Origin of the sequence: Herbidospora yilanensis (assembly GCF_001570565.1) — a bacterium.
GTDB classification, from domain to species: Bacteria; Actinomycetota; Actinomycetes; order Streptosporangiales; family Streptosporangiaceae; genus Herbidospora; species Herbidospora yilanensis.
Genome location: NZ_BBXE01000029.1, coordinates 1 through 26,441 on the forward strand (window position 1 = coordinate 1; position 26,441 = coordinate 26,441).

General features: G+C 73.6%; 32 protein-coding genes, 1 pseudogene and 1 riboswitch. Of the genes and pseudogenes, 25 read left to right on the top strand and 8 right to left on the bottom strand.

Annotated elements, in window-relative coordinates:
- From AW273_RS38035 to ligA, 3 genes and pseudogenes are all read left to right on the top strand, one after another.
- A pseudogene (locus AW273_RS38035) lies at positions 1-616 on the top strand (SARP family transcriptional regulator); the annotation flags it as partial.
- 36 nt (positions 617-652) lie between these two features.
- Positions 653-763, top strand: a riboswitch (TPP riboswitch).
- Positions 759-1,445 carry a thiaminase II gene (tenA, locus tag AW273_RS23015; RefSeq protein ID WP_062351622.1) on the top strand — a complete coding sequence of 229 codons (687 nt, stop codon included), beginning with the start codon at positions 759-761 and terminating at the stop codon, positions 1,443-1,445. It overlaps the preceding riboswitch by 5 nt.
- Before the next feature lie 61 nt (positions 1,446-1,506).
- On the top strand, positions 1,507-3,612 hold the full coding sequence (ligA, locus tag AW273_RS23020; protein WP_157556062.1) for an NAD-dependent DNA ligase LigA: 2,106 nt from the start codon (positions 1,507-1,509) through the stop codon (positions 3,610-3,612).
- Positions 3,613-3,683: 71 nt separating this feature from the next.
- Here ligA and AW273_RS23025 read toward each other — a convergent pair whose 3' ends face one another.
- Positions 3,684-3,938 (bottom strand): hypothetical protein, encoded by a 255-nt coding sequence (locus tag AW273_RS23025; RefSeq protein ID WP_062351623.1) that lies wholly within the window; start codon positions 3,936-3,938, stop codon positions 3,684-3,686.
- Between the two features lie 32 nt (positions 3,939-3,970).
- Between AW273_RS23025 and AW273_RS23030 the strand changes: the two genes are divergently transcribed.
- From AW273_RS23030 to AW273_RS23060, 7 genes are all read left to right on the top strand, one after another.
- Positions 3,971-4,705, top strand: coding sequence for a hypothetical protein (locus AW273_RS23030; RefSeq protein ID WP_157556064.1), 735 nt, complete (start codon positions 3,971-3,973; stop codon positions 4,703-4,705).
- Positions 4,702-5,184: a metallophosphoesterase family protein gene (locus tag AW273_RS23035; protein ID WP_062351629.1), complete on the top strand. Its 483-nt coding sequence runs from the start codon at positions 4,702-4,704 to the stop codon at positions 5,182-5,184. Before AW273_RS23030 ends, AW273_RS23035 begins: the two co-directional genes overlap by 4 nt.
- 27 nt (positions 5,185-5,211) lie before the next feature.
- Positions 5,212-5,877: a transcriptional repressor LexA gene (gene lexA, locus AW273_RS23040; RefSeq protein WP_198168307.1), complete on the top strand. Its 666-nt coding sequence runs from the start codon at positions 5,212-5,214 to the stop codon at positions 5,875-5,877.
- Positions 5,878-5,971: 94 nt separating this feature from the next.
- Positions 5,972-6,397, top strand: a complete 426-nt coding sequence (locus AW273_RS23045) for a VOC family protein (protein ID WP_198168316.1) — start codon at positions 5,972-5,974, stop codon at positions 6,395-6,397.
- A 17-nt stretch (positions 6,398-6,414) separates the two neighbouring features.
- The gene (locus tag AW273_RS23050; protein ID WP_062351634.1) at positions 6,415-6,822 is read left to right on the top strand and encodes a YciI family protein; all 408 of its coding nucleotides are present in this window, start codon (positions 6,415-6,417) and stop codon (positions 6,820-6,822) included.
- A 10-nt stretch (positions 6,823-6,832) separates the two neighbouring features.
- Positions 6,833-7,978: an RNA polymerase sigma factor gene (locus AW273_RS23055; protein ID WP_062351637.1), complete on the top strand. Its 1,146-nt coding sequence runs from the start codon at positions 6,833-6,835 to the stop codon at positions 7,976-7,978.
- Positions 7,979-8,056: 78 nt separating this feature from the next.
- Positions 8,057-8,902 carry a fumarylacetoacetate hydrolase family protein gene (locus AW273_RS23060; RefSeq protein WP_062351640.1) on the top strand — a complete coding sequence of 282 codons (846 nt, stop codon included), beginning with the start codon at positions 8,057-8,059 and terminating at the stop codon, positions 8,900-8,902.
- Positions 8,903-9,113: 211 nt separating this feature from the next.
- On the opposite strand, the gene AW273_RS23065 is transcribed toward AW273_RS23060, so the two are convergent.
- Positions 9,114-9,422, bottom strand: coding sequence for a MiAMP1 family antimicrobial peptide (locus AW273_RS23065; RefSeq protein WP_062351643.1), 309 nt, complete (start codon positions 9,420-9,422; stop codon positions 9,114-9,116).
- A gap of 238 nt (positions 9,423-9,660) precedes the next feature.
- Between AW273_RS23065 and AW273_RS23070 the strand changes: the two genes are divergently transcribed.
- From AW273_RS23070 to AW273_RS23090, 5 genes are all read left to right on the top strand, one after another.
- Positions 9,661-11,013 (top strand): serine hydrolase domain-containing protein, encoded by a 1,353-nt coding sequence (locus tag AW273_RS23070; RefSeq protein ID WP_062351646.1) that lies wholly within the window; start codon positions 9,661-9,663, stop codon positions 11,011-11,013.
- Between the two features lie 88 nt (positions 11,014-11,101).
- Positions 11,102-12,463, top strand: coding sequence for a serine hydrolase domain-containing protein (locus AW273_RS23075; protein ID WP_062351649.1), 1,362 nt, complete (start codon positions 11,102-11,104; stop codon positions 12,461-12,463).
- A 2-nt stretch (positions 12,464-12,465) separates the two neighbouring features.
- Complete coding sequence (locus AW273_RS23080) at positions 12,466-13,239, top strand: hypothetical protein (protein WP_062351652.1); 774 nt, start codon at positions 12,466-12,468, stop codon at positions 13,237-13,239.
- Positions 13,236-14,360 carry an o-succinylbenzoate synthase gene (menC, locus tag AW273_RS23085; RefSeq protein WP_062351655.1) on the top strand — a complete coding sequence of 375 codons (1,125 nt, stop codon included), beginning with the start codon at positions 13,236-13,238 and terminating at the stop codon, positions 14,358-14,360. The genes AW273_RS23080 and menC overlap by 4 nt, the downstream gene beginning before the upstream one ends.
- A 22-nt stretch (positions 14,361-14,382) precedes the next feature.
- Positions 14,383-15,873: a PucR family transcriptional regulator gene (locus AW273_RS23090; RefSeq protein ID WP_062351658.1), complete on the top strand. Its 1,491-nt coding sequence runs from the start codon at positions 14,383-14,385 to the stop codon at positions 15,871-15,873.
- Between the two features lie 6 nt (positions 15,874-15,879).
- Here AW273_RS23090 and AW273_RS23095 read toward each other — a convergent pair whose 3' ends face one another.
- Positions 15,880-16,449, bottom strand: a complete 570-nt coding sequence (locus AW273_RS23095; protein ID WP_062351661.1) for a hypothetical protein — start codon at positions 16,447-16,449, stop codon at positions 15,880-15,882.
- 204 nt (positions 16,450-16,653) lie between these two features.
- Between AW273_RS23095 and AW273_RS37390 the strand changes: the two genes are divergently transcribed.
- On the top strand, positions 16,654-16,806 hold the full coding sequence (locus AW273_RS37390; RefSeq protein WP_157556066.1) for a hypothetical protein: 153 nt from the start codon (positions 16,654-16,656) through the stop codon (positions 16,804-16,806).
- Here the strand turns inward: AW273_RS37390 and AW273_RS23100 are convergent.
- Positions 16,787-17,986 carry a glycosyltransferase gene (locus AW273_RS23100; RefSeq protein ID WP_062351664.1) on the bottom strand — a complete coding sequence of 400 codons (1,200 nt, stop codon included), beginning with the start codon at positions 17,984-17,986 and terminating at the stop codon, positions 16,787-16,789. The genes AW273_RS37390 and AW273_RS23100 overlap by 20 nt on opposite strands.
- A 78-nt stretch (positions 17,987-18,064) precedes the next feature.
- On the opposite strand from AW273_RS23100, the gene AW273_RS23105 reads away from it, so the two are divergent.
- Genes AW273_RS23105 through AW273_RS23120 form a run of 4 tightly spaced genes read left to right on the top strand, consistent with a single transcriptional unit; the run spans position 18,065 to position 22,408 of the window.
- Positions 18,065-18,670 (top strand): TetR/AcrR family transcriptional regulator, encoded by a 606-nt coding sequence (locus tag AW273_RS23105; protein ID WP_062351667.1) that lies wholly within the window; start codon positions 18,065-18,067, stop codon positions 18,668-18,670.
- A 2-nt stretch (positions 18,671-18,672) separates the two neighbouring features.
- Positions 18,673-19,617, top strand: coding sequence for an epimerase (locus AW273_RS23110; RefSeq protein ID WP_062351670.1), 945 nt, complete (start codon positions 18,673-18,675; stop codon positions 19,615-19,617).
- A 53-nt stretch (positions 19,618-19,670) separates the two neighbouring features.
- Positions 19,671-21,239 (top strand): FAD-dependent oxidoreductase, encoded by a 1,569-nt coding sequence (locus AW273_RS23115; RefSeq protein WP_062351673.1) that lies wholly within the window; start codon positions 19,671-19,673, stop codon positions 21,237-21,239.
- Positions 21,236-22,408, top strand: coding sequence for a cytochrome P450 (locus AW273_RS23120; protein WP_062351676.1), 1,173 nt, complete (start codon positions 21,236-21,238; stop codon positions 22,406-22,408). Before AW273_RS23115 ends, AW273_RS23120 begins: the two co-directional genes overlap by 4 nt.
- Before the next feature lie 3 nt (positions 22,409-22,411).
- Here the strand turns inward: AW273_RS23120 and AW273_RS37395 are convergent, their stop codons facing one another.
- Together AW273_RS37395 and AW273_RS23125 are read right to left on the bottom strand one after the other, a co-directional pair.
- Complete coding sequence (locus AW273_RS37395; RefSeq protein ID WP_157556068.1) at positions 22,412-22,561, bottom strand: hypothetical protein; 150 nt, start codon at positions 22,559-22,561, stop codon at positions 22,412-22,414.
- Between the two features lie 54 nt (positions 22,562-22,615).
- On the bottom strand, positions 22,616-23,740 hold the full coding sequence (locus tag AW273_RS23125) for a CobW family GTP-binding protein (RefSeq protein ID WP_062351679.1): 1,125 nt from the start codon (positions 23,738-23,740) through the stop codon (positions 22,616-22,618).
- A 77-nt stretch (positions 23,741-23,817) separates the two neighbouring features.
- Here AW273_RS23125 and rpmG point away from each other — a divergent pair, with 77 nt between their 5' ends.
- Genes rpmG through rpmF form a run of 4 tightly spaced genes read left to right on the top strand, consistent with a single transcriptional unit; the run spans position 23,818 to position 24,684 of the window.
- Positions 23,818-23,982 (top strand): 50S ribosomal protein L33, encoded by a 165-nt coding sequence (gene rpmG / locus AW273_RS23130; protein ID WP_062351682.1) that lies wholly within the window; start codon positions 23,818-23,820, stop codon positions 23,980-23,982.
- A complete protein-coding gene (gene rpmB, locus AW273_RS23135; protein WP_062351685.1) occupies positions 23,979-24,215 on the top strand; it encodes a 50S ribosomal protein L28 in 237 nt (78 codons plus the stop codon). The genes rpmG and rpmB overlap by 4 nt, the downstream gene beginning before the upstream one ends.
- Positions 24,215-24,514 carry a 30S ribosomal protein S14 gene (rpsN, locus tag AW273_RS23140; RefSeq protein ID WP_062351688.1) on the top strand — a complete coding sequence of 100 codons (300 nt, stop codon included), beginning with the start codon at positions 24,215-24,217 and terminating at the stop codon, positions 24,512-24,514. The genes rpmB and rpsN overlap by 1 nt, the downstream gene beginning before the upstream one ends.
- A 2-nt stretch (positions 24,515-24,516) precedes the next feature.
- Positions 24,517-24,684 carry a 50S ribosomal protein L32 gene (rpmF, locus tag AW273_RS23145; protein WP_062351691.1) on the top strand — a complete coding sequence of 56 codons (168 nt, stop codon included), beginning with the start codon at positions 24,517-24,519 and terminating at the stop codon, positions 24,682-24,684.
- On the opposite strand, the gene AW273_RS23150 is transcribed toward rpmF, so the two are convergent.
- The gene (locus AW273_RS23150; protein WP_062351694.1) at positions 24,668-25,495 is read right to left on the bottom strand and encodes an NAD(P)H-binding protein; all 828 of its coding nucleotides are present in this window, start codon (positions 25,493-25,495) and stop codon (positions 24,668-24,670) included. The two genes, rpmF and AW273_RS23150, sit on opposite strands and share 17 nt — an antisense overlap.
- 55 nt (positions 25,496-25,550) lie before the next feature.
- On the opposite strand from AW273_RS23150, the gene AW273_RS23155 reads away from it, so the two are divergent.
- Positions 25,551-26,072, top strand: a complete 522-nt coding sequence (locus tag AW273_RS23155) for a TetR/AcrR family transcriptional regulator (protein ID WP_062351697.1) — start codon at positions 25,551-25,553, stop codon at positions 26,070-26,072.
- On the opposite strand, the gene AW273_RS23160 is transcribed toward AW273_RS23155, so the two are convergent.
- Positions 26,032-26,403 (bottom strand): winged helix-turn-helix transcriptional regulator, encoded by a 372-nt coding sequence (locus AW273_RS23160; RefSeq protein WP_062351700.1) that lies wholly within the window; start codon positions 26,401-26,403, stop codon positions 26,032-26,034. The two genes, AW273_RS23155 and AW273_RS23160, sit on opposite strands and share 41 nt — an antisense overlap.
- Positions 26,404-26,441: the final 38 nt, after the last annotated feature.

Consider the following 26,441-nt stretch of genomic DNA (forward strand, 5'->3'; position numbering starts at 1 on the left):
GATCGTGGCGGTGTCGGTCCGTCACGGTCTGGCGAGTTACGAGATCCTCGGCCGGCTGATCGGCCTGCAGTCGGCGTGCGCGGTGGGCGACTTCGGCGGGGCCGACGGGCAGGCGGCGCGTCTCGACGTGCTGGCGGCGCGGCATGATCGTCCGCTGACGTCGGTGTTCACGGCGTGGTATCGGGCGTTGCGGGTGGCCGAGGATCCGGGGGTGGCGTTCGCCGTCAAGGAGGCGGCCTATCGGGAGGCGGCGGGGCTGCTGGCGGGGGCGGGGATGCCGGGGTTGAGCGAGGGGTTGCCGGCGTTGGCGTCGTTGTGCCTGCGGGTGCGGCACGGGCGTGCGCCGGAGCCGGTCGATCCGGGGGTGTACGGCCCGTTCGAGCCGTGGGCGGGTGCTTTTCTGCGGGCGGACGCCGATCTGGGCGCGGTGCCCGATCCGCCGGGTGACCTGCTGGCCGAGGCGTTGTGGGTGCTGCTGGCGCGGGCCGCCCGTGCGCGGGGTGACGGCGTGGTGTTCGGGCGGGCGCGGGAGGCGTTGCGGCCGGCGGCGGGGGAGCTGGCGGGGGCGGCGAGTGGTCTGGTGAGCCTGGGGTGGGTGAGGGACGTCATCGGGTGACCCTCTTTGCGGGGGGCGGCGGGTCGGTTAGGTTGATCACGACATCGCGGGAGCCCGGCGTACCGGGCTGAGAGTGCGGCTGGGCGGCCGCAGACCGCTTGAACCTGACCGGGTCATGCCGGCGTAGGGAGAAGGTCTCGTCATGACGTGTCAGCCGACGTCCGTCACCACGTTCAGCGACGGGTTGTGGCACGCCGCCGCGCCCACTTACGGGGCGATTCTCCGTCATCCGTTCATCACCGGGCTCGTCGACGGGACGCTGCCCCGGGAGGCGTTCCGGCATTTCGTCGTCCAGGACTCCCACTATCTGCGTGACTACGCCCGCGCGCTGGCGGTGTGCGCGGCCAGGGCTCCCGACGAGGAGGCCACCCGGGCGTTCGCCGGTGACGCGGTGGGGGCGATCGCGGCCGAGCGGGAGATGCACGCCGCGTTCATGGCCGACCTGGGCGGGTCGGCCGAGGAGGCGGCGGCGCAGCCGGTGGGGCCGACGACGCGGGCGTACACGAGTTATGTGCTGGCGACGGTGTACGGCGGTTCGTTCCTCGACGGGCTGGCGGCGGTGCTGCCCTGTTACTGGATCTACGCGCGGGTGGGGGCCGATCTGCTGGCGCGGTCGTCGCCTGATCCGCTGTACCGGCGGTGGATCGCGGCGTACGGGGACGAGGGGTTCCAGGAGACGGTGCGCCGGGTGGTGGCGCTGGCCGACCGGGTGGGCGCGGCGGCGACCGAGGCGCAGCGGGCGCGGGCGGCGGAGCACTTCCTGGCGACGGCCCGTTATGAGTGGATGTTCTGGGACGCGGCCTGGCGGCGGGAGTCCTGGCCCGTGTGACGCCGGCGGCCTGCCGTTCGGCGTTCGGGGATTGTCGGTGGGGTTGGCCATGATGAGGGGCATGAGTGAGACACCTCCCCTGACGTCGATCGCCGATGAGACCGCCTACGCCGAGGCCGTGCAGCTGGCCGTCGACGCGTCGGCCGCCTATTACGGCGACGGCACCTCCACGCTTGACGACGACGCCTACGACCGGCTGGTGCGCGGGATCGAGGCCTATGAGGCCGGCCATCCCGACCAGGTGCTGCCGTCGTCGCCGACGGGGAAGGTGGCGGGCGGCGCGGTGGTGGGCGACGTGCCCCACACGGTGCCGATGCTCAGTCTTGACAACGTCTTCGGCCCCGACCAGCTCGCCGCGTGGGCGGCGTCGCTGGAGCGGCGGCTCGACCACCCGGTCACGGCCTGGAGCGTGGAGGCCAAGCTCGACGGTCTGGCGGTCTCGGCCCGCTACCGGCGGGGCCGGCTGGTGCAGCTCGTCACGCGGGGTGACGGCCAGGCGGGGGAGGACGTCTCCCATTCCATCGGCACGATCGTGGGGTTGCCCGAGCGGCTGGCCGAGCCGGTGACGGTGGAGCTGCGGGGCGAGGTGATGATGACCACGGCGCAGTTCGCCGACGCGTGCGCCAAGCGGCAGGCCCACGACGGCACCACCTTCGCCAATCCGCGCAGCGCGGCGGCGGGCACGTTGCGGACCAGGGACCGTCCCTATGTGTGCGAGCTGACGTTCTTCGGTTACGGCGCCCTGCCGCTGCCGCCGGGTGACGACTCGCCGCTGGCCGGGCGGCTGCGGGAGCTGCCGCACAGCCAGATCATGGAGTGGGTGGCCGGTCAGGGCGTGCAGACGACGGCGGTGACGCCGGTCGCCGGGGTGCTCGTGGCCGACCTGGAGGCGGTGCGGGCGCGGGTGGAGGAGATCGCCGCGGCCCGCGCCGGGCTCGACTTCGGCATCGACGGCATCGTGATCAAGTGTGACCTGGCCGCCGACCAGGCGGCGGCGGGGTTCAGCTCGCGCGCCCCCCGCTGGGCGGTGGCCTACAAGCTGCCCGCCACCGAGAAGATCACCAAGCTGCTGGCGGTGGAGTGGAACACCGGCCGCACCGGCATCATCGCCCCGCGCGCCGTGCTGGAGCCGGTCGAGCTCGACGGGTCGGTCGTCACCTACGCCACCCTCCACAACGCCGCCGACATCGCCCGGCGCGGCCTGATGCTCGGCGACTCGGTCACCGTCTACAAGGCCGGCGACGTGATCCCGCGGGTGGAGGCCCCGGTCGTCCACCTGCGCACCGGCGACGAGAGGCCCATCGACATCCCTCGGGTGTGCCCGTCGTGCGGCGACGCCATCGACGCCACACAGGAACGCTGGCGGTGTGTGCGCGGGCGCGCCTGCCGGGCCATCGCCTCGATCGAATACGCGGTCGGCCGCGACCAGCTCGACATCGAGGGCCTGGCCGTCAACCGCATCCAGCAGATGCTCGACGCCGGTCTCATCGCCGACTTCGCCGACCTGTTCTATCTCACCCGCGACCAGTTGCTCGCCCTCGACCGGATGGGCGAGACCAGCACCGACAACCTGCTGGCCGCCCTCGAACGCGCCAAGGCGCAGCCGCTCAGCCGGGTGTTCTGCGCGCTGGGGGTGCGCGGCACCGGCCGCAGCATGTCCCGTCGCATCGCCGCCCACTTCGGCACGATGGACGCCATCCGCGCCGCCGACGCCGCCGCGATCCAGCAGGTCGAGGGCATCGGCCCGGAGAAGGCCCCCGTCGTGGTCGCCGAACTGGTCGAACTCGACGCCCTGATCGACAAGCTGATCAAGGCGGGCGTGAACATGACCCAGCCCGGCGTCGTCCGTCCCCCGGCCGACGAAGCGGCCGACGAAGCGGCCGGGGAGGCGGGCGGGGAGGCGGGCGAGCCGCTCGGCCTCCCGCTGGCGGGCATGTCGGTGGTGGTGACCGGAACGATGACCGGCCCCCTGGCGGCGCTGTCGCGCAACGAGGTGAACGAGCTGGTGGAGCGGGCGGGCGGCAAGGCGTCGTCGGGCGTGTCGGCCAAGACGTCGCTGGTGGTCGCGGGCGACAAGGCCGGCTCCAAGCGGACCAAGGCCGAGAGCCTGGGCGTGCGCGTCGCGACGCCGGAGGAGTTCGCGGGCCTGGTGGCCGCGTTCCTGTGACCGGCGAGGGGCGACGGCTCCGAGCCGGGCCGCGGCGTGACGGGTCGCCGTCGGGGCGGTGAGCCGAGCCGCTATTTGCCGGTGTGGTCGATGACGTTCCCGTTGGAGCAGTTGTTCAGGTGGTCGCCCACCCAGTTCCCCAGGACCGGGACCACCGCCACCTCCTGCAGGCAGACGGCGGCGGCCGTGAAGTTCCAGTTGTTCGCCGCGTTCACCCCCGGCCCGAAGTCCGAGCCGGGGTCGTCGGCATGGACGGGCCCCGCGACCCCCGCCGCGACCCCCACCGCGGCCAGCGCCAGCACGGCCGTCGCGAACGTCTTCCTCATCGGACCACTCCCCCATCGGTCGACTACAGAGCGTGACCATCGTACGGTGGGACACTGGACTGGTGAGCTACTGGCGTTCTCTGTACGAGTCGATCCGCTCGCCGGACGTCCTGTGGCCGTGGTTCGCCGAGCACCCCGACCTGGTGGCCGAGGTCCGGGAGCTGGGCCGGCCCGGGAGCCACCGGATCGCGCCGGGACACGACCTCCTTGAGCGGCTCTATGCCCTGGGCCGCGTCCTCGACCTGCTCATCGCCGACCACCCCCGCGCCTATCCGGCGTTCTGCGCCGCCCTGGGCGCGCACCGCGTCGACCGGACGGACTTCCACCCGTTCTTCCACGAGGTGGCGGAGGTCCGGCAGGCGGCCGACCCCGGTGAGCCGCCGTCGGTCGTCGGGGAGCGCTGGCCCGGCTTCATGGTCGGGACGCTGCTGCTGGCCCGTGCCGGCGTGGTCGTCACCGCGGGGGAGCGGCACCTGGTCGCCGGGGTCGCCGACCGGTCGGCCATCTACTGGACCCACCACCGCCGCCACCGGCCCGCTCGCGACCTCTCCCACGGCTGGGGCCACAACTCGCAGTGGCGGACCGACGCGCGCCGCGACTACCTGGCCGGCGGCCGGTTCCACTACAACGTCGACGGCACCGAACGACCGGCCGACCGGGCGGAGGCCGACCTGGTCCGTCACCGGTGCGGCACCGTGACCGATCCGGGTGGTGACCTGTTCCCCTACGACCTGCGCCACGTCGAACCCGCCATGCTGGAGACATGAAGATCGTCGTACTGTCCGACACGCACGCGCCGCGTTTCTGGAAGGCGTGCCCGCCGCGGGTGGCCGAGCATCTGCGCGGCGCCGACGTGATCCTGCACGCCGGTGACGTGTGCGTCGGCCGGGTCCTGGACGAACTGGCCGCCTACGCGCCCGTCCACGCCGTCAAGGGCAACAACGACGGTCCCGACGTGCACGCGCCCGAGACGCTGGAGCTGACGCTCGGCGGCCTGCGCGTGGCGATGATCCACGACAGCGGGCCGGCCAAGGGGCGGCCGGCCCGGATGCGGGCCCGGTTCCCCGACGCCGATCTGGTCGTGTACGGCCACTCCCACGTCCCCCTGGACGAGAGCTACGGCGGCCTCCGCGTCTTCAACCCCGGCTCGCCCACCGACAGGCGCCGCCAGCCCCACGGCACCCTCGGCCTGCTGCGCGTGGAGCACGGAACGCTGGTGGAGGCGGCGATCGTGCCCGTGACCTGACCCGCGCCGGGCCGCCCGCCACCTACGATGTCGCAGGTGACCGCCTACGACGACGACCTCTTCGAGCACCTCGACACCTCCGCCCTGCCGCCGCGCGGGCAGCGGATCCTGGCCGTGATCCACGACTGGGTGGTCCGGCACGGATATCCGCCGAGCACCCGGGAGATCGGCGACGCGGTCGGCCTGCGTTCGGCGTCCGCGGTGTCGCGGCACCTGCGGATCCTGGAGGATCAGGGGTTCCTGCGCCGGGGCACGGCGATGAGCCGGCCGATCGACGTGCGGGCGTTCCTGCGCGGTCCGGCGGCGCGACCGGCCGCCGACCTGGTCAGCGTGCCCGTCGTGGGCGACATCGCCGCGGGCGTGCCGATCCCGGCCGAGCAGCACGTCGACGACGCGCTGACCCTGCCGCGCGACCTCACGGGACGGGGCACCGTCTTCGGGCTGCGGGTGCGGGGCGACTCGATGGTCGACGCGGCCATCTGCGACGGCGACATCGTCGTGGTGCGGCAGCAGCCCGAGGCCCACTCGGGGCAGATCGTGGCCGCGATGATCGACGGCGAGGCGACCGTCAAGGTGTTCCGGCGGCGCGGCGGGCACGTCGTGCTCGAACCCCGCAACCCCGCCTACGCCGACATCGACGGCGACGACGCGGTGGTGCTGGGCATCGTCGTGTCGGTGCTGCGGAGCGTCTGAGCGGAAAATTCCGCGCCCGGATGTCGAGAACGCGGCGGCGGCTCCGTCCCCGGTTCACCGACGAAGAAGGAGAACCACCGTGACGATCAAACGCATGGACAACGTCGCCATCGTGGTCGAGGACCTCGAGGCCGCCATCGCGTTCTTCGTGGAACTCGGCATGGACGTGGAGGGGCGGGCGTCCATCGAAGGCGACTTCGCCGACCGGACCGTCGGGCTCCACGGCGTCCGCAGCGACATCGCGATGATGCGGACCCCGGACGGCCACGGCCGGCTGGAGCTCACCAAATACCACGCCCCCGCGGCGGTCGGCCCCGACCCGGGCGCCGTGCCGCCCAACACGCGGGGCTGGCACCGGGTGATGTTCGCGGTCGAGGACATCGACGACGTCGTGGCCCGCCTGCGCGGGCACGGCGCCGAGCTGGTCGGCGACCTGGTCCGCTACGAGGACACCTACCGGCTCTGCTACCTCCGGGGCCCCGAGGGGATCGTCGTCGCCCTGGCCGAGCAGCTCGGCTGACCCGGAGAAGAGGGAAGATGGCCAAGTATCTGCTGCTCAAGCACTACCGGGGCGCGCCCGCGCCGGTCAACGACGTGCCGATGGACCGGTGGACGCCCGAGGAGGTCGCCGCCCACGTCCAGTACATGGTCGACTTCGCCGCCCGGCTGGAGGGCTCCGGCGAGTTCGTCGACAGCCAGGGCCTGTCGCCGGAGGGGGCGTTCGTCCGCTACGGCGGCGAGGGGCGGCCGCCGGTCGTCGACGGACCGTTCGCCGAGACCAAAGACCTGATCGCCGGCTGGATGGTGATCGACGTCGAGTCCCGCGAACGCGCCTACGAACTGGCCGCCGAGTTGTCCGCCGCCCCCGGCGCGGGCGGGCGGCCGATCCACGAGTGGCTGGAGGTGCGCCCGTTCCTGGCCGTCCATTCGACGGTGTTCGATTGACGGTGTTCGATTGAACGAGGCACTGCTGCGGGAGCTGGTCCCGGCGGTGATCGGGGTGCTGGTCCGCCGCGGGGCCGGCTTCGCGGCGGCCGAGGACGCCGTCCAGGACGCCCTGGTCGAGGCCGTGCGCGCGGACTGGGCGGAGCCGCCGCGCGACCTCAAGGGATGGCTGATCACCGTGGCCTGGCGCAAGTTCCTCGACGCCGCCCGCGCGGAGACCTCCCGGCGCGACCGCGAGCTCCGCGCCGAGGGCGAACCCGCGCCCGGCCCGGCCGAGTCGTCCGACGACACGCTGCGCCTGTACTTCCTGTGCGCGCACCCCTCGCTGACCCCGGCGTCGGCCGTCGCGCTGACGCTGCGCGCGGTCGGCGGCCTGACCACCCGGCAGATCGCGCGGGCCTACCTGGTGCCCGAGCCGACCATGGCGCAGCGGATCAGCAGGGCCAAGCGCGCCGTGGCCGGGGTGCGGTTCACCCGGCCCGGTGACGTCGCCACGGTGCTGCGCGTGCTCTACCTGGTGTTCAACGAGGGCTACTCCGGCGACGTCGACCTCGCCGCCGAGGCGATCCGGCTCACCCGCCGGCTCGCCGCCATGACGCGGCACGAGGAGGTCGCCGGGCTGCTGGCGCTCATGCTGCTGCACCACGCCCGGCGTCCGGCCCGCACCACCCCCGACGGCAGGCTGGTGCCGCTGGCCGAGCAGGACCGCGGCCGGTGGGACACCCGCCTGATCGCCGAGGGCGTCGACGTGCTCCAGGCCGCCCTGGCGCGCGACCGGCTCGGCGAGTTCCAGGCCCAGGCGGCCATCGCCGCCCTCCACGCCGACGCCCCGACGGCCGCGGAGACCGACTGGGTGCAGATCGTCGAGTGGTACGACGAACTGGTGCGCCTCACCGGCAACCCGGTGGCCCGCCTCAACCGCGCCGTCGCGGTCGGCGAGGCTGAGGGCGCGCGGGCCGGCCTGGCCGCCCTGGCCGAGCTCGACCCCGGCCTGCCCCGCCACACCGCCGCCGCGGCCTACCTGCACGAGCGCGCCGGCGACCCCGCGACGGCGGCCCGCCTGTACGCCGAAGCCGCCCGCACGGCCCTCAGCCTCCCCGAACGCGACCACCTCACCCGCCAGGCCGCCCGCCTCAACGCCCGCCCGCGCGAATGATCAAGGAGTCCGCCGGCGTGGGTAGGGTGGGTCCGGTCCGAGGACGATTCGTGAGGAACTGCACCGAGGAACCGCACCATGGAACTCTTCCGCCACGGCCCCGCCGGGTCCGAGCGCCCCGCCGTCCGCGACGAGGACCGCACCTATGACCTGACGCCGCTCACCGCCGACATCGACGGCGCCTTCCTGGCCGACGACGGCGTCGAACGAGCCGCCGCCGCCCTGGCCGCCGGAGACGTGCCCGAGATCGACACGACCGGCCGGCGCGTCGGCTCGCCCGTCGCCCGCCCGCCGGCCGTGGTGTGCATCGGGATGAACTACGCCGCGCACGCGGCCGAGTCGGGCGCCGCCCCGCCGCCCTACCCGATCGTGTTCCTCAAGCACCCGGGCTGCGTGGTCGGGCCCGACGACGACGTGATACTGCCACCCGGCTCGGCCAAGACCGACTGGGAGGTCGAGCTGGCCGTCGTCATGAAGGGCACCCCGCGCTACCTCGACGACCCGTCGCAGGCCCTCGACTACGTCGCCGGATACGCCCTGTCGAACGACCTGTCGGAGCGCGCCTTCCAGTTGGAGGAGTCGGGCGGGCAGTGGTCGAAGGGCAAGTGCGCCGAGACCTTCAACCCGCTCGGGCCGGTGCTGCGGCCCGCCGCCGAGATCGACCCGACGGCGCTGCGGTTGCGGTCGTGGGTCAACGGCGAGGTCCGGCAGGACTCCAGCACGGCCGACATGGTGTTCTCGGTCGCGGAGATCATCCACCACCTGAGCCACTACATGCTGCTGATGCCGGGCGACGTGATCAGCACCGGCACCCCCGAGGGCGTGGCGCTGTCGGGCCGCTTCCCCTACCTGAAGGTCGGCGACGTCGTCACGATGGAGATCGACGGCCTCGGCCGCCAGGAGCAGGTGATCGTCGCCTACTGAGGCGCTCGGGGCGGCCCGTCCAAGTGAGGCCGGGACGTGCCGCGGTCGCCGGCCGACGGCCCGGGCGGCGCCGGACCGGCCGAGCGGCCTCGGCGTGGCGACGGCGCGGACCGGGACCCGGCCCGCGCGACCGGGTTCAGGCCGTGGTCGCCGCCGGGGACGGGCCCGGCCCCGCCGGACCGCCCCTGAGGGCGGCCCGGCAGGCGGTCGGTCAGCAGACGATGAAGATGCTCTTCCATCCGACCGGCGTGATCTGCTCGGCGTTGCGGTTGCTGTCGAGGGTGAAGTGGGCCGTGCCCTCGGCGTTGGGCTGGTTGTACATCCGGCCGCTCTGGCCGGTGCCGTACCACTTGTAGGAGCCGCCGAAGGGGATGTTGTTGGTGCCGCACGCGCTGAGGGCCACGCTCCGGCCCGAGAAGCCGGGGCCCTCGTAGGCCACGTACACCGAGGCGTGGGCCATGCCGGCGGTGCCGGCGACGACGGCGGCGGCGAGCGCGGAGGTGAGGATGATCCTCTTCACTGTTGTCCTTCCGTGGAGTTGTATTCCGCGGCCATCGTGGAACGTTCCGCGGCCATGATCGGGTGCGCCGCGCGCGCGGTGACCACATGAAGATCGTCATTTTGGACGAGGATCAGCGGGCGGCCCCGCCGCCGCCCAGGTCTGGACATAACCGGCTTGTCCGATCGCACGAACCCGGCCGGTTCGGGTTGGCCGATCGGCTGAGTACGGCGGCCGGCCGGCGATCTAGCCTCGGCACATGACGACCCCGGAACGCTGGCTTGAGGAGCATCTCGCCCCGATCCTGGCCGCACGCGGAGTGCCGGGCGCCTCGGTCGCCGTGCTGGCCGAGGGCCGGGTGGTCACCGCCGCCGCCGGGGTGCTCAGCACCGCCACCGGCGTCGAGGCGACCCCCGACGCGGTCTTCCAGATCGGGTCGATCACCAAGTTGTGGACGAGCGCGCTGGTGCTCCAGCTCGTCGACGACGGCCTGGTCGGCCTGGACGCCCCGGTGCGCGCCTACCTGCCGGAGTTCGAGGCGGGCGACCCGGCGATCACCGTCCGCCAGCTCCTCTGCCACGTCGCCGGGTTCGAGGGCGACATCTTCACCGACACCGGCCGGGGCGAGGACGCCGTCGAGCGCTACGTCGCCTCGATCCGGGACATCCCGCAGCTCTTCGCGCCCGGCGAGGTGTTCTCCTACAACAACGCCGGCTTCGTCGTCCTCGGCCGCCTGGTCGAGGTCATGCGCGGCGAGCCGTTCGACCGGGTGCTGGTCGACCGGCTCGCCGCGCCCCTCGGGCTCACCCACGTCTCGCCCAGCCCCTACGAGGCGATCCTGCACCGGGCCGCCGTCGGGCACCTGCCCGGCGAGGGCGGCGGCCCGGTGCCCACGCCGACGTGGGCGCTGGCCCGCTCGAACGCGCCCGCCGGGTCGATGCTGGCGATGACCGCGCGCGACCTGGCCCGCTTCGCCGCCATGCACCTGGCCGGCGGCGCCGGCCTGCTCAGGCCCGGCACGGTGGCGGCCATGTGGCGGCCGCAGGTGAGGCTGCCCCGGCTCGGCACCATGGCCGGCGCGTGGGGGCTGGGCTGGGAACTGGAGGAGTACGACGGGCGGGCCGTGGTCGGCCACGACGGCGGCACCATCGGCCAGGCCGCCTTCCTGCGGATCGTGCCCGACCGGGGCGTCGCCGTCTCGCTGCTGACCAACGGCGGCGACGTCCTGGGCGCCTACGCCGACATCGTCGGGCACCTGCTGGAGGACCTGGCCGGCGTCACGCTGCCGCCCCGGCCGACGCCGCCCGCCGAGCCGGAGCCGATCGACCCGGCGCCCTACCTGGGCCGGTACGCCGACACGATCTACGACATCACCGTCAGCCAGGACGCCGACGGCACGATCTGGCTCGACCGGGTCCCCAAAGGCGTCATCGCGGAGATCGGCGAGAAGCCGCTGCGGACCCGGCTGGTGCACCTCGAAGGCGACTCGCTGATCGCGCTGGAGCCGATCCACGGCGTCCATCCCGTCTTCGCCTTCGTCGGACGCGACGAATCGGGGCTCGCGAAGCACATCCACTACGGCCGTGCGGTCTCGAGAAAGGGAACGCCATGACGTCGTCCGTCTCGCACGACCTGACGGCCCCACGGCGCGGCTCCACCCGCCACCTCCTCGCCTCCGCCCACCCCCTGAAGGAGCACATGTGAACCAGGCCCACTGGCAGCACCGCCTCGACGAACTCGCCGCCGAGCACGGGGTGCCCGGCGCGCAACTGGGCATCCTGTGCGGCGACGACCTGCTGACCCTCGCCACCGGCGTGCTGCACGCCGGGACCGGCCAGCCCGCCGCCACCGACTCCGTCTGGCAGATCGGCTCGATCTCCAAGGTGTGGACGGCCACCGTCATCATGCGACTGATCGACGAGGGCCGGTTCACCCTGGAGACCCCGGTCGCCGAGGTGCTGCCGGAGTTCCGGCTGCGCGACCCCGAGACCACCGCCGCCGTCACCGTCTGGCACCTGCTCACCCACACCAGCGGCATCGACGGCGACCTGTTCACCGACACCGGCCGGGGCGACGACGCCCTGGAGAAGTACGTCGCCCTGCTGGCCGACTCGCCGAGGAACCACCCGATCGGCGCGACCTGGTCGTACTGCAACGCGGGCTACTCGGTGCCCGGCCGGATCATCGAGGTCGCCACCGGCCAGACCTGGGACCAGGCGATCAGGGAGAAGCTCTTCACGCCGCTCGGCCTGACCCACACCACGACCCTGCCCGAGGAGGCGATGGTCTTCGGCCACGCGATGGGCCACGTCAAGGGCGGCGACGAACCCGTGGCCGCGCCCGTGTGGGGGCTGCCGCGCGCGGTCGGCCCGGCCGGGCTCATCACCGCGACCGCCGCCGACGTGCTCGCCTTCGCCCGCATGCACCTGCGCGGCGGGGTCGCCGCCGATGGCACCCGGGTGCTCTCGCGGGAGAGCGCGGCGGCGATGTCGGCGTACCAGACCGACTGCCCCGAGAAGCGGCTGCTCGGCGACTCGTGGGGCCTCGGCTGGTTCCGCTGCGACTGGCACGGCCACCGCGCCTACGGCCACGACGGCAACACCATCGGCCAGGCGGCGTTCCTGCGCGTGCTGCCCGAGGCCGGGGTCGCGGTCGTGCTGCTCACCAACGGCGGCCACACCCACGACCTGTACGCCGACCTCTACGACGAGATCTTCGCCGAGCTCGCCGGCGTCCGGCTGCCCGAGCCGTTCCAGCCCCCGGCCGAACCGGCCGCCGCCGACCTCACCCCCTACGCCGGCACCTACGAGCGCGAGTCGGTGCGCATGGAGGTGTTCGACGACGACGGCAAGCCGACCCTGCGCACCACCGCCACGGGCCCGCTCGCCGGGCTGGAGGACGACCCCGTGCAGACGTACGAGATGACCCCGGTCGAGCCCGGCCTGTACGCCGTCCGCCCCGAAGGCATGGAGACGTGGATGCCGGTGACCTTCTACTCCCTGCCCGCCGGCGAGGAGTACGTCCACTACGGCGCCCGCGCGACCCCGAAGAAGCTCGGCTGACCGTGCTCCGCGAACACCTCGGGGCGGCCCGGGACGCGACCGACCGGGCCCGCGCGGCCGGCGTGGAGATCCGGGAACTCCACGACCTGCCCGCGACCCACGCCATGATCGACCTGCTCGTGAAGATCTGGGGCCGCCCGCTGATCACCGTGGAGTTCCTCCGCGCCCTGACCCGCGCGGGCAACTACGCCGCCGGCGCCTACGACGGAGACCGCCTCGTCGGCGTCTGCATCGGCTTTCACGAGGAACCGGCGGCCCGCACCCTGCACAGCCACGTCGCCGGGGTCGTGCCGGGACTGGCCGGCCGCGGCGTCGGCGCCGCGCTCAAGCTCCACCAGCGGGCCTGGGCCCTCGCCCGCGGCATCCCGACCATCGAGTGGACCTTCGACCCGCTGGTCAGCCGCAACGCCTACTTCAACATCGTCAAACTGGGGGCGCTCCCGGTGGAGTACCTCCCGAACTTCTACGGCGCCATGCACGACGCGATCAACGGTGCCGACGACACCGACCGCCTGCTGATGCGCTGGAGCCTGCTGTCCCCGAGGGTCGTCGCGGCCTGCGCGGGCGCGCCGTTCGACCGCCCGGCGGGCGGCCCGTCGAGCCGCCGCGTCGCCACCCCCGGCGACATCGAGGCGCTGCGCGCCGCCGACCCGGCCGCCGCCGTAGCGTGGCGGCGGCGGCTCCGCGACGAACTGGCGCCGCTGATGACCTCCGGAGGCCGCGTCGTCGACTTCGACCGCGACCTCGGCTACCTCGTCGACCTGGAGACCCCATGAAGCTGCGCGGAATCGAACTGCGCCGTGTCTCGATGCCGCTCGTGGCACCGTTCCGGACCTCGTTCGGCACCCAGACCGAACGCGACATCCTGCTGCTGAAGGCGGTCACCGACGACGCCGAGGGCTGGGGCGAGTGCGTCGCGCTGAGCGACCCGCTGTACTCGGCCGAGTACGTCGAGTCCCAGCAGGACGTGCTGCGCCGCTTCCTGCTGCCGAGGCTGGCCTCGCCGGAGGGGACGGCCGCGCTCGGGCGGTCGGGCGCGGCGGCCGTCGCGGGGCTGCTGCACCCGTACAAGGGACACCGCATGGCCAAGGCCGCCGTGGAGATGGCGATCCTGGACGCCGAACTGCGCGCCCTCGGCCGCTCCTTCGGCCGCGAACTCGGCGCCGTCGCCGACCGTGTGCCCAGCGGCGTCTCGGTCGGCATCCACGACTCGATCCCGGCGCTGCTGTCGGCCGTCGAGGGCTACCTGGACGAGGGGTACGCCCGCGTCAAACTGAAGATCGAGCCGGGCTGGGACGTGGAGCCGGTGGCCGCCGTCCGCGAGCGGTTCGGCGGCGACGTGCTCCTCCAGGTCGACGCCAACACCGCCTACACCCTCCGCGACGCCCGCCACCTGGCCAGGCTCGACGCGTTCGACCTGCTGCTGATCGAACAGCCGCTGGAGGAGGAGGACGTCCTGGGCCACGCCGCGCTGGCGCGGCGGCTCGCCACGCCGATCTGCCTCGACGAGTCGGTCGTGTCGGCGCAGACCGCCGCCGCGGCGATCACGCTCGGCGCGTGCCAGATCATCAACATCAAACCCGGCCGGGTCGGCGGATACCTGGAGGCCAGGAGGATCCACGACCTGGCCGCCGCCCACGGGGTCGCGGTCTGGTGCGGCGGCATGGTGGAGACGGGTCTCGGCCGCGCCGCCAACATCGCCCTGGCCGCGCTGCCCGGCTTCACCCTGCCCGGCGACGTCTCGGCCTCCGGCCGCTTCTACCGGACCGACATCACCGAGCCGATCGTCCTGGACGACGGCCACGTCACGGTCCCCACCGGCCCCGGCCTCGGCGTCGCCCCCATCCCCGGCCTGCTGGAGCAGGTGACGACGTCGGTGGAGTGGATCGCGTTCTGAGGCGCGCGCCTATACTCCGGGCGTGAGTCAGCGACCGCGAGCGAGCCTCGGCCGCGTCCTCGACGACCTGGGCTCCACCCTCCTGGAGCTCGTCGCGGGCGACGTCGACCACCCGGAGGGCATCAGCGCCCTGGTCATCTTCGACCCGCTCGACGAACCCGTGCTCGACCCCCGATCGCTGGTGCTGGGCGTCGGCGTCGACCCCGCCGCCGGCGCGCTGCCCGCGCTGCTGCGCTCCCTCGGCGGCCACGACACGGTGGCCCTGGTGGTCAGGGCCCCGGTCGCGCTCACCCCGGAGGTGCGGGCCGCCGTCCACGACAGCGGCGTCGCCCTCATCGGCCTGCGCCGGGGCGCCACGTGGGCGCAGCTCACCGCCCTCATCCGCGCCATGCTCGCCGAGGGCGACATCGGCGTCACCGGCCACGAATCCCTCGGCGGCCTCCCGTCGGGCGACCTGTTCGCCGTCGCCAACGCCGTGGCCGCGCTCCTGGACGCCCCCATCACCATCGAAGACCGCAGCTCCCGCGTGCTCGCCTTCTCCGGCCGTCAGGACGAGGCCGACCCCTCCCGCGTGGAGACCGTCATCGGCCGCCAGGTCCCCGAACGCTACGCCAACCGCCTGACCGAACTGGGCGTCTTCCGCGACCTCTACCGCTACCAGGCCCCCGTCGTCGTCAAACCCCAGGACCTCGGCTACGACGAGACCACCGTGCAGCGCGTCGCCATCGCCGTCCGCGCCGGCGCCGACGTCCAGCGCAGACTCCGCACCGACCTCATCGGCACCGTCCTGGAAGGCGGCGCCGGAGCCCGCGACGCCCTCGGCCGCCTCGGCCTGTCGGGCCGCCGCCTCGTCATCGTGAGCGCCGGCCTGCTGCCCGGCCACCCCCACACCGACCTCGAACGCCTCGCCGACGCCCTGTCGGTGCACCTGTCGGCCACGGTCCCGTCGTCGGCCGTGGCCGCCGTCGGCGGCACCGTCTACGGCCTGCTCCCGGTGGTCGTGACGACCGGCAGCCCCGAACAGCGGGCCGCCCGGCTGGCCGCCGACTTCGTCGACCGGGTCGACGGCAACCTGCACGCCGTCGTCGCGGTCGCCCCGGCGGGCTCCGACATCAGCGGCATCGTCCACGGGAAGGCCCAGGCCGACCGCGTGCTGCGGGTGATGCGCGAAGGCCACACGGGCCTGCGCGTGGCCCGGCTCGACGACGTCCAGACCCTCGCCCTGGTCCTCGAACTGCGCGACCTGGCCGCCGCCCGCGACGAACGCCCGGGGGGCGCGATCGCCCGGCTGATGGACTACGACGAACGCAACAACGCGGGCCTGGTCGAGACGCTGGAGGCGTGGCTGGACGCGCTCGGCGACGTGGGCAAGGCGGCCGGCGCGCTGTTCATCCACCCCAACACGCTGCGCTACCGGCTGAAGCGCGTCACCGAGGTCGGCGAGATCGACCTGACCGACCCGGAACAGCGGTTCGCCGCGATGCTCCAGCTCCGCATCCTGGCCCCTCGCTGAGCCCGGTCAGGGACCGCTCACCGCGCCGAGCACCGCCCTGACCGCGTCGAGCCCCCGGTCGAGCCGTCCGCGGTCCACGCCCTCTTCGTACTCGGCCGGCCACCACCAGGAGATCTCCGCGAGGAACGGCCCGCGACGGGCGACGACGTACACCTGCGCGATCGGATCGCCGTTGTCGGAACTGGTCGGCACGACGTCCGTGTGCGCCATCGCCTGCCAGCCCCGGAGTGAGAAGGACCTGAAACAGGGCCGGATCTCGTCGGACAGCCTCCTCGCCTCAGCCGGGCCGGTGAGCCAGATCCGGACGGCGAGGGGATCGGGGCTCTCGGCCAGCCGGAGCAGGGTCGTGTGGCCGGGCTGGCGCACCCGCACGTCGTCCGCCGCCTCGCACATCGGTCCCAGGGCTGCGTCGAGCGGGCGTGCGACGCCGTCGGCCGAGCGTGCCGCGTCCAGCCGTTCGGCGACCTCCGCTACGGAGGTCGCCGGGATCTCGGAGGCGAGAAGGGGGGCCGCCGACGACGTCCACTGGCAGTTCGCCGCGAGCAGCAGGACCGCCAGTGACGGGATCCGCTTCACGATCCGACTATGGCATTCCCGACACGGGCCCGTCAGCGATGCCGCGTACGCAGCGGCGGTTGGTGCAGCGTGACCGGCCGACCTCGATCTCGGCGCGGGAGTGCGCGCCGGAGTCCTTCACGCGGTGTGCCGGGCACCCTTCGGTCGGGCCGCGCAACTCCTCCATCTCCAGTTCGAAGGTGCGACGGCCGCCGGTCAGGATTCGTGAGCATCCCGTGCCGGCCGGTGTGGCTCGTGTTCGTCAACGACGGCCACTCCACCGCCGACGTCGCGGAATGGACCCGCGCGGGTGGTCCGGGGCCGGTGCCGCTGCCGCCGATCCTCGAACTGCACCGCTTCAGCGGGCCGTGCCGCTGACGCGGTCCACGGCCGCCACGACCGGCGCCGCGCCGTCCTCGCCCGCCACCCCGGCCGCGAGTGACTGGGCGCGGCGCCGGTAGACCGGGTCGCTGACCACGGTGGTGAGCGCGGCGGCCAGGCGCGCGGAGGTCAGGCGGCGGAACGGGAGCGCGGCCGGGGCCACGCCGAGCGCCGTCAGACGGGAGGCCCAGAACGGCTGGTCGTGCTTGACCGGCATGGCCACCGCGGGGACGCCCGTCCGCAGCCCGATCCCGGTGGTGCCGGCGCCGCAGTGGTGGGCGACGGCGGCCATGTGTGGGAACAGCCAGTCGTGCGGCACGTCGCCGACCGCCAGCACGTCGTCGGAGAGTCGCCCGTGCACGCCCGTCTGCAGCACGCCGCGCAGCCCGGCCGCTCGCAGCGCGCCGACGGCCAGTTCCGTGTACCGCTCCGCCCGGGTGCCGGCCAGGCTGCCGAAGCCGACGAACACCGGCTTCGGGCCCGACGCCAGGAAGTCGCGCAACCGCGGATCGGGCCGCCACCCCGGCGGCCGGAACGGCCACCAGTACCCCGTGACCTCCAGTCCCGTCCGCCAGTCGGCCGGGCGCGGCACCGCGAGCGGGCTGAACCCGTGGAAGACCGGCCACCGCGTGGTCTCCCGGCGCAGGTAGAGGGCGCGCGGGGTCATCGGGGGCAGCCCCAGGCGGGCCCGGATCCTCGTGCCCAACCCGGCGACCAGCGGCCCGGCGGCCGGCACCTCGAACGCGAGCCGGGCCGCCCTGCGGTTCCCCCACCGCCCGAGCGAGCGCTGCGACACGCTCATGACGGGCGGGAAGTCTCCCGTGGGGTCGATCGGCTGCAGGTACACCCCCATGCTCGGCACGCCCATGGCCTCGGCGACGTGACACGCCGGCGTGCCCGCGACGCCGGTCAGGAGGAGGTCGGCCTTGTGTCCGGCGAGCCCGGCCAGGCCCTCGACGAGCTGGTCGCCGTAGTGCCTGAAGGCGCTGATGGAGAGCAGGGAGAGCGGGTCTCCCGGAACCGGCAGGTAGTCCAGGTTCGCGCCGGTCACCAGGTGCCGGTACGGCTCGTGCGCGGCGATGGCCACCTCGTGCCCGGCCTCGCGTAACCGCGCCCCGAGCCCGGTGTACGGCGCCACGTCCCCGCGCGTGCCGACGCCGACGATCAGAATTCGCATGCGACCCTCCTCTTTTGTCATACAGTCGCATGACAAAACAGTTTTTACCATGCACTCGCATGAGAAAAATGGCGGGCAATGCCGAAGATCGTCGACCACGACGCCCGGCGGCGGCACATCGCCGACGCCGTGCACCGCATCGTCCACGACAAGGGGATGGAGAGCGTCAGCCTGAGAGAGGTCGCCGCCGAGGCCGACATGTCGATGGGGGCGGTGCAGTACTACGTCACCACGAAGGAGCAGATGCTGCTGCTCGCGCTGGAGCGCATCGGCATGTGGATCGGGGAGCGCATCGCGGCCGTGGCCGCCCACCAGCCGACGCCGCTCGACGTGCTCCGGACGACCGTGCTGGAGCTGCTGCCCCTCGACGAGGAGCGCCGCTACCTCAACCGCGTCGGGCTGGCCTTCCAGGCGAGCTCGGTGGTGAACGAGAACCAGGCCGCCGCGATGCGGTCGGGATACGCGCACCTGCTGGCCTTTCTCGCCGAGCAGATCAGGGCCGCCCAGGCCGCCGGTCAGCTCGCCGCCGGCCTGGACGCGGGCAAGGAGGCGAGCATCCTGTACGCCTTCGCCCAGGGCGTCGTGAACGCCGCCCTCGTCGGCCACTACACGCCGCAGGAGGTCACCGCGCTGCTCGACGAGCACCTGGGACGCATGTCCCCGGGCCCGCTTCCTATGATTTGAACATGTTCAAAATCGTGATGCCCGGCGGAACCGGTCAGGTCGGCACGATCCTGCGGCGCGCCTTACGCGCGGCGGGGCATGACGTCGTCGTCCTCACCAGGCGGCCGTCGCGTGATGGCGAGGTCGGCTGGGACGGCCAGACGCCGGGCCCGTGGACGAAGGAGATCGACGGCAGCGACGTCGTCGTCAACCTGGCCGGGCGCAGCGTCGACTGCCGCTACACCCCGGCCAACCTGCGGGCGATGATGGACTCCCGCGTGAACTCCACCCGGGTGGTCGGCGCGGCCATCGCGGCCGCCGCCCGGCCTCCCCGGGTCTGGCTGCAGATGAGCACCGCCACCCTCTACGCCCACCGCCTCGACGCCCCCAACGACGAGGCGACCGGCGTGATCGGCGGCGGGGAGCCCGGCGTGCCCGGCTACTGGGGGTACAGCGTCGAGATCGCCAAGGCGTGGGAAGCGGCGCAGGAGCGGGCCGGGACGCCCGGCACGCGCAAGGTCGCCCTGCGGTCGGCCATGGTGATGAGTCCCGATCGCGGCGGCGTCTTCGACGTCCTGTCGCGGCTGACGCGGTTGGGTCTCGGCGGGCCGGTGGGCGGCGGCGCGCAGTACGTCTCGTGGATCCACGACCGTGACTTCGTCCGGGCCGTGGAGTTCCTCGTCGAGCGCGACGACCTCGCGGGCCCGGTCAACCTGGCCGCCCCCGGCCCGCTGCCGCAGCGCGCGTTCATGCGCGTCCTGCGGGGAGCCTGGGGCGTGCCGGTCGGGCTGCCCGCCACCCGGTGGATGGCCGAGGCCGGCGCGTTCGTGTTGCGTACCGACACCGAACTGCTGTTGAAGAGCCGCCGGGTGGTGCCCGGGCGGCTGCTCGGCGCGGGGTTCACGTTCGAGTGTCCCGACTGGGCGGGGGCGGCCGGGGATCTCGTGCGGCGTCGGCGGCTTACCTAAAGATCGCCACCTTCTGAACATTCCGGGCGGCGGAGCCGGGCACGGCTGACTGCGTGAGAGTGGTCGTCGATCTGACCCGGTGCCAGGGCTACGGCCAGTGTGTCTTCCTCGCGCCCGAGGTGTTCGGCATGGGCGAGGAGGTGCTCCGATACGACCTCGACCCGCCCGACGACCAGCGCGACCACATCCTCCGGGCGGCGGCCGCCTGTCCCGTCCAGGCCATCCACCTCGACTGGACGGCCATGCGCGCCATGCCCGCGTCGAGGCCGTGCGGGATCCGGTTCGAGGGCCGGATCGTCATCGTCGGCGGCTCGCTCGCCGGGGCGCGGGCGGCCGAGGCGCTGCGGCGCGACGGCTTCACCGGGCCGCTGACCGTCATCGGCGAGGAGGAGGGCGAGCCCTACGACCGGCCGCCCCTGTCGAAGCAGGTGCTCACCGGGCACGTCGCGTCCGAGCACACCAAGTTCCCGAAGGTCCGCCGGGTGGAGGCCGAGTGGCTGACCGGCACCCCGGCCACCGGGCTCGACGTGGCCGCGAAGAAGGTGCTCCTGGCCGACGGCCGGGAGATCCCGTTCGACCGGGTGCTGCTGGCCACCGGCACCCGCGCCCGCCCCTGGCCCGTCGAGGCCGAGGCCGCGCTGACGGGCGTGCACACCCTGCGCTCGGCGCGGGACGCGGCCGGCTTGCGGGCGGCGCTGGCGGCGGGGCCGGAGCGGGTGCTGATCCTGGGCGCCGGGTTCACCGGCAGCGAGATCGCCTCGGTCTGCCGGGAACTCGGCCTGCCGGTGACCGTCGTCGAACGCGGGTCCGCGCCACTGGTGGCCGCGCTGGGCGGCGTGATCGGCGACGTCGCGGCCGAACTGCAGCGCGAGCACGGCGTCGACCTGCGCTGCGACACCACCGTCACCTCGCTGGAGGGCGACGCCGACGGCCGGTTCCGCCGGGCGCGCCTGTCCGACGGCACCACGGTCGAGGCCGACGTCGCCGTGGTCGCGCTCGGCTCGATCCGCAACGTCGAATGGCTGCGCGGCTCCGGGCTCGCCGCCGGGGTGTGGGGCGTCACCTGCGACGCGGGCTGCCGTGCCGTCGACCTCAACGGGCTGGTTCTGGACGACGTCTTCGTGGCCGGTGACATCGCGCGGTTCCCGCACCCGCTCTACCAGTACCAGTTCATGACGCTGGAGCACTGGGGGAACGCCGTCGCGCAGGCCGAGATCGCCGCCCACAACATGATCAGCGACCAGGCCCACCGCTGGCCGCACCTGGCGGTGCCGGTGTTCTGGTCGAGCCAGTTCGGGGTCAACATCAAGTCGGTCGGCGTGCCGACGTTCGCCGACCAGATCGTCGTCACGCAGGGCTCGACGGCCGACCGCCGGTTCGTCGCCGCCTACGGCTACCAGGGGCGGATGACCGCGGCCGTCACCTTCGACCAGGGCATGTGGCTGGAGTTCTACCAGCGCCGGATCGAGCAGGCCGCACCCCTCCCGCAGGGCGGCGCGCGGCCCGCCCGGGTGCCCGAACGGTTGTCGGCCTCCGCCGAGGCGACCGTGGTGGTGACCGGCCACGACCCGGCGGAACGGCGGGTCTCGCTGCTGCACACACCGGGGGGTGTCACGTCGTGACCTGCCCGTTCCAGCGTGTCCTGGCCCCGTCGGGACGCCCCGACCCCTATCCGCTGTACGCCGAACTGCGCGCCACCCCGGTGGCCCGGCAGGACGACGGCACCTACGTGGTCAGCACCTACCAGGAGATCGTCTCCCTGCTGCACGACCCGCGGGTCAGCTCCCGCCGCCGCGACCTCGACCGCACCCCGGCCTTCATCGGCCTCGACCCGCCCGAGCACGACCGGCTGCGCCGCCTGGCCATGCGCCACTTCGGCCCGCCCGCCTCGCCCGGCCGGATCGACGCAATGCGTCCCGACATGCTGGCCGTCACGACGGAACTGATCGACGCCCTCGCCGGGAAACGCCGCGCCGACCTGGTCGAGGAGGTCGCCTACCCGCTGCCCGTCGCGATGATCTGCCGCCTGCTCGGCGTGCCCCCCGAGGACGAGGGGCGGTTCCACGCCTGGGCCGATGAGCTGATCGAGACGCTCGCGCCGGGCGAGGAGCACCGCGCCGAGCGCGAGCGGGCCCGCCGGGAGGTGACCGGCAGGTTCGACCGCTACCTCGGCGACCTGGTCGACGCCCGCCGCCGCGAACCCCGCGACGACATGTTGTCGGGGATGATCGCCGACGGCGAGATGACCCGGGAGGAGATCGTCCGGACCGGCGTGCTGCTGCTGATCGCCGGGCACGAGACCACGATCAACCTGATCGCCAACGGCATGCTCACCTTCCTCCGGAACCCCGACGTCCTGGCCCGCGTCCAGGCGGACCCCGGCCTGATCGTCCCGGCGGTGGAGGAACTCCTGCGGTTCGAGCCGCCGGTGCAGCTCATCTCCTCGCGGGTGGCGCTGGAGGACCTCACCGTGGGCGGGGTGACCATCCCGGCCGGGTCGCCGATCACGCTGGTCCTGGCGGCGGGCAGCCGCGACCCCGCCCACGTGCCCGACCCCGACCGGTTCTCCCTCGACCGCCCGCACAACGAGCACCTGGGGTTCGGCGGCGGCGTCCACTACTGCTTCGGGGCGCCGCTGGCCCGGCTGGAGGCGCAGATCGTGCTGACCGAACTGGTCCGCCGCCTGCGCCACCCGAGGCTGGTGGACGACCCGCCGCCCTACCGCCCGAGCCCGGTCCTGCGCGGCCCGCGCCACCTCGTCGTCGACTACGACGACGTGACGGGAGGCTGAGGGTCAGGCGGTGAGGGCGCGTAGCCGGCGTACGAGGGCGGCTGCAGCGTGGCCGACGCCACCGTCGCCGACGGGGATGTTGTCCGCCTGGGCGGGCGGCGCGCCGGCCGGCAGTAGCGCCGCCGGCGGCACCAGGGCGCTCCATGAGCGCATGTCTCGTCCTTCCTGATCGGGTCGACGATCATCTTGGGAAGGCGGAGCATTTCTCTAATTCGGCAGGAGCGGCGCGAACGGGTCGTCGTACCGCGCCCAGGCCGACGAGCCCGCCACCGTCTCCTCCGGCGTGAGCAGGCACGCGTCGAGCAGGGCGTGGATCCGGTCGCGCTCCAGGTCGGGGCCGACGAAGACGAGGTGCTGGACGCGGTCGCCGAGGGGGTCGGTCCAGTCGAGGGCGGCGGCCGCGCGGCGGGCGGGGGAGACCAGGTCCCAGGCGGCCTCGGGCAGTGCCGCCAGCCACGGTCCGGCGTCCTCGACGGCCATGCCGCCCGCCACGGCGTCCCAGCCGAGCAGGCGGTCGGGCCGGGTGGCCAGCCAGAACCGGCCGCGCGAGCGCACCGACTCGGTGACCAGGCCGTCGAGGGCCGTGAACAGGCGGCCGGGGTGCAGCGGGCGCAGGCGGTGCCAGACGACGGTGGTGACCTCGCCGTCCCGCGCGTCGCAGGGGAGCACGGCGGTGGCCGGGTCGACGCGTTCGGCCAGCGTCGGGACGTGCAGCGCCGGGCCGGTCACCTCGGGCAGTTCGGCGGCGAACACGGGGGTGGCGGGCGCGAGGTGGGCCAGCAGGGCGCGCGAGAGGTCGTGGTCCTCCTCGTCGCCGCCGTACAGGACTAGAGCGGTGGCGTACTCCGCCTGCCGGGCCAGCACCTCGGCCAGGTGGCGCCGGTCGCCGGCCGTGCCGTGGGGGGTCTGCGACAACCGCTCGCCCCGGGCGATGTCGACCGGCAGACGCGCGGCGTGCAGCGCGGTCGCCACGCAGGTCAGGCGCAGCACCTCGGCCGCCTCCTCGGTGTCGAGCGCCTCGGCGACCGCGCGCGGTTCGACCGCGTCCCACAGGTCCACGATCAGCGGCGACGCGCTTGACGCCCGCCGGATCAGCTCGGGCAGCAGGTCCTCCCTGACCGTGCAGGTCACGCATCCGTGCGCCAGCCGCACCTCGGCCCGCTCCAGCACGCCGGAGGCGTCGCGGACAGTGCGGTCGACCCGGCCGGAGGCGACCTCGCGCAGGTCGTGGTGGACGGCCACCGCGCCGGGGTGGGCGGCCAGCAGACGGTGGACGACGGCGGTGCGGGCGCGGCGGTGCAGGCCGGCGACCAGGACGACGGGGGTGGTCATGGCGGACCTCTCGGGTAGCGAATGAAAACAATTATCATTATCATCACATGGACGCGCCTCAAGGAAGGACCCCGGCTATGGCCAGGAACGAACCGCGCCCGGTGATCAGACTCCGCTCCACGGCGGGCACCGGCTACACCTACGTGACCCGCAAGAACCGCCGCAACGACCCCGACCGGCTCACCCTCGGCAAGTACGACCCGATCGTGCGCCGGCACGTCGAGTTCCGGGAGGAACGATGAGCGCCCACTGCCAGCTCACCGGCGTGAAGCCGGTCTTCGGCAACACGGTCTCCCACTCCCACCGGCGCACCCGCCGCCGCTGGGATCCCAACATCCAGAGCCGCCGCTACTGGCTCCCCACCGAGAACCGGTACGTCCGGCTCACGCTCAGCACCCGCGCGATCAAGACCGTGGACAAGATCGGCATCGAGGCGGTCGTGGCCCGCGTCCGCACCAGAGGAGAGAGGATCTGATGGCCAAGAAGAGCAAGATCGCGGCCAACGACCGGCGCGGAGCCGTCGTCGCCCGCTACGCCGCCCGCCGCGCCGAGCTCAAGGAGCTCATGCGTGTGGGCACGCCGGGGGAGAAGGCGGCCGCCGCCCGTGAACTGGCCCGCCAGCCCCGTGACGCGAGCGCCACCCGCGTGCGCAACCGCGACTCCGTCGACGGCCGCCCGCGCGGCCACCTGACCAGGTTCGGCCTGTCCCGGATCCGGTTCCGCGAGATGGCCCACCGGGGCGAGCTCCCGGGCGTCACGAAGGCGAGCTGGTGACGATGGCCGTCCCGAAACGGAAGACCAGCCGTAGCAACACCCGCCACCGCCGCGCCCAGTGGAAGGCGGCCGCCCCCGGCCTGGTCCCGATCGTGGTCGACGGCGAACGCCTCCTGGTGCCCCGCCGACTGGTGGTCGGCTACCGGCGCGGCCTCATCGCCGTGCGGTAGGCGACTCCGTCTGGCCGAGGAACTCCCGCAGCGAGCGCGGCGCGCGGCCCACGACGTCGGCGACGGTCGTCGTCGTGCTCGCCCAGCGGCCGTCGCCGATCTGGGCCATCAACCGGGCCAGGTCACGGGCCGCCGGGGCGGGCAGGCCGCGCTTCTCGAAGTGCGCCGCGCCCTCCTCGACCGGCAGGTCCACGTAACGCACCGGCCGGCCGAGCGCCCGGGTGAGTTCGGCGGCGATCTCATCGTGGGTCGGCGCGGCCGGGCCGGTGAGCTCGTAGGTCGCGTCGTCGCCGACGGGACGGGTCAGCAGCGCGGCCGCGACCGCCGCGATGTCGCGCGCGTCGATGTAGCCGACCGGGCCCCGGCCGTACGAGCCGAAGATGCGCCCCTCCTCGTCGACGTCGCCCGCCAGGTTCTGCATGAAGCCGACCGGCGCCAGGATCGACCACGGCACGCCCGACGCCCTGAGGTGGTCGTCCACCTGCCCGTGCAGGCCGGACGCGAGCAGCCCGGCCGGCGTCGCGCCGCGCACCGACACCGTGACCACCTGCGCCGCGCCCCGGGCCGCCGCGTGGTCGATCACCGCCCGGTGCGCGGCCACGAAGCCGGGCCAGATCGAGCTGTTGAGGAAGAGCCGGTCACCGGGCTCGATCGGGACGCTCTCCGGTTGTTCCAGGTCGCCGACCACGTACGCGCAGCCCAGGTCCGCGCCCTGGTCCGGCCGCCGCACCACCGCCAGCGCCGCGCCGCCGAGCTCCCGGATCAGCGCCCGCCCGATGGTGCCCGTCGCGCCCGTCACCACGATCGCCATGACGCCTCCTCTATAGTAAGCGGAAGCCAATCGTCCGCTTAAGGGAGGATCTCACATGCGCGCCGACGCCCGCCGCAATCGGGACAAGATCCTTGAGGCGGCCCGCGACGCGGTCGCCGAACGCGGCACCGACGCGCCGATGGAGCTGATCGCCCGCCGGGCCGGTGTCGGGATCGGCACGCTCTACCGCCGTTTCCCCGACCGGAGCGTGCTCCTCGCGGCGCTGGCGGAGCAGTACGTGCACGAGCTCATGGACGCCCTCGACGAGGCCGCGTCGGCCGGGCCCGACGCGTGGGCGGCCGTGCGCGCCTTCGTCGTCCACGCCGTCGACGAGAGCCGGGGCGCCGTCGCGGCCGCGCTGGCCGGAACCTCCGCGCCGGAGGCGAGGCGGGCGCTGGTGGCACGGCTCGACGTGCTGGTCGGTCAGGCGCAGGCCGACGGCGCGATGCGGCCCGACGCCGGCACCGGCGACATCATGGACGTGCTCAACGTCTTCGCCTGCAACCCGGGCGTCATCCCGGAGCGTTTCCTGCCGCTCATGCTCGACGGTCTGGGCCGGCGTTCTCCTGGAAGGTGACGATCGCGTCGCCGTACGCCCTCGCCCAGTCGGTCAGCACGGCGATCGGCTCGACGAGGGTCAGCCCCAGGTCGGTCAGGGCGTACTCGACGCGCGGGGGAGCCTCGGCGTAGGCGCGGCGTTCGACCAGGCCGTAGCCCTGGAGACGGCGCAGCGTCTGGGTGAGCACCTTGCGCGAGATGCCGCCCACGAGGTCGACGAGCTCGCCGTGCCGGCACGGTCCCCGGCTGAGCGCGAACAGCACGACGACCGCCCATTTGCTGGTGATGATCTCGATGGCCAGCCGGGCGGGGCAGTCGGCGAGAAAGACGCTGCCCGCGGAATCACGCACGCCCCGAAGGGTACCAATCGGTACCTGACGGCTCATTA

What these genes read in the sequence shown, in the direction of transcription:
- tenA (WP_062351622.1), top strand. Translation starts at nt 759, where the DNA reads ATGACGTGTCAGCCGACGTCCGTCACCACGTTCAGCGACGGGTTGTGG.
- ligA (WP_157556062.1), top strand. Translation starts at nt 1,507, where the DNA reads ATGAGTGAGACACCTCCCCTGACGTCGATCGCCGATGAGACCGCCTAC.
- AW273_RS23025 (WP_062351623.1), bottom strand. Translation starts at nt 3,938, where the DNA reads ATGAGGAAGACGTTCGCGACGGCCGTGCTGGCGCTGGCCGCGGTGGGG.
- AW273_RS23035 (WP_062351629.1), top strand. Translation starts at nt 4,702, where the DNA reads ATGAAGATCGTCGTACTGTCCGACACGCACGCGCCGCGTTTCTGGAAG.
- lexA (WP_198168307.1), top strand. Translation starts at nt 5,212, where the DNA reads ATGTCGCAGGTGACCGCCTACGACGACGACCTCTTCGAGCACCTCGAC.
- AW273_RS23045 (WP_198168316.1), top strand. Translation starts at nt 5,972, where the DNA reads ATGGACAACGTCGCCATCGTGGTCGAGGACCTCGAGGCCGCCATCGCG.
- AW273_RS23050 (WP_062351634.1), top strand. Translation starts at nt 6,415, where the DNA reads ATGGCCAAGTATCTGCTGCTCAAGCACTACCGGGGCGCGCCCGCGCCG.
- AW273_RS23060 (WP_062351640.1), top strand. Translation starts at nt 8,057, where the DNA reads ATGGAACTCTTCCGCCACGGCCCCGCCGGGTCCGAGCGCCCCGCCGTC.
- AW273_RS23070 (WP_062351646.1), top strand. Translation starts at nt 9,661, where the DNA reads ATGACGACCCCGGAACGCTGGCTTGAGGAGCATCTCGCCCCGATCCTG.
- menC (WP_062351655.1), top strand. Translation starts at nt 13,236, where the DNA reads ATGAAGCTGCGCGGAATCGAACTGCGCCGTGTCTCGATGCCGCTCGTG.
- AW273_RS23100 (WP_062351664.1), bottom strand. Translation starts at nt 17,986, where the DNA reads ATGCGAATTCTGATCGTCGGCGTCGGCACGCGCGGGGACGTGGCGCCG.
- AW273_RS23105 (WP_062351667.1), top strand. Translation starts at nt 18,065, where the DNA reads ATGCCGAAGATCGTCGACCACGACGCCCGGCGGCGGCACATCGCCGAC.
- AW273_RS23110 (WP_062351670.1), top strand. Translation starts at nt 18,673, where the DNA reads ATGTTCAAAATCGTGATGCCCGGCGGAACCGGTCAGGTCGGCACGATC.
- AW273_RS37395 (WP_157556068.1), bottom strand. Translation starts at nt 22,561, where the DNA reads ATGCGCTCATGGAGCGCCCTGGTGCCGCCGGCGGCGCTACTGCCGGCC.
- AW273_RS23125 (WP_062351679.1), bottom strand. Translation starts at nt 23,740, where the DNA reads ATGACCACCCCCGTCGTCCTGGTCGCCGGCCTGCACCGCCGCGCCCGC.
- rpmG (WP_062351682.1), top strand. Translation starts at nt 23,818, where the DNA reads ATGGCCAGGAACGAACCGCGCCCGGTGATCAGACTCCGCTCCACGGCG.
- rpmB (WP_062351685.1), top strand. Translation starts at nt 23,979, where the DNA reads ATGAGCGCCCACTGCCAGCTCACCGGCGTGAAGCCGGTCTTCGGCAAC.
- rpsN (WP_062351688.1), top strand. Translation starts at nt 24,215, where the DNA reads ATGGCCAAGAAGAGCAAGATCGCGGCCAACGACCGGCGCGGAGCCGTC.
- rpmF (WP_062351691.1), top strand. Translation starts at nt 24,517, where the DNA reads ATGGCCGTCCCGAAACGGAAGACCAGCCGTAGCAACACCCGCCACCGC.
- AW273_RS23150 (WP_062351694.1), bottom strand. Translation starts at nt 25,495, where the DNA reads ATGGCGATCGTGGTGACGGGCGCGACGGGCACCATCGGGCGGGCGCTG.
- AW273_RS23155 (WP_062351697.1), top strand. Translation starts at nt 25,551, where the DNA reads ATGCGCGCCGACGCCCGCCGCAATCGGGACAAGATCCTTGAGGCGGCC.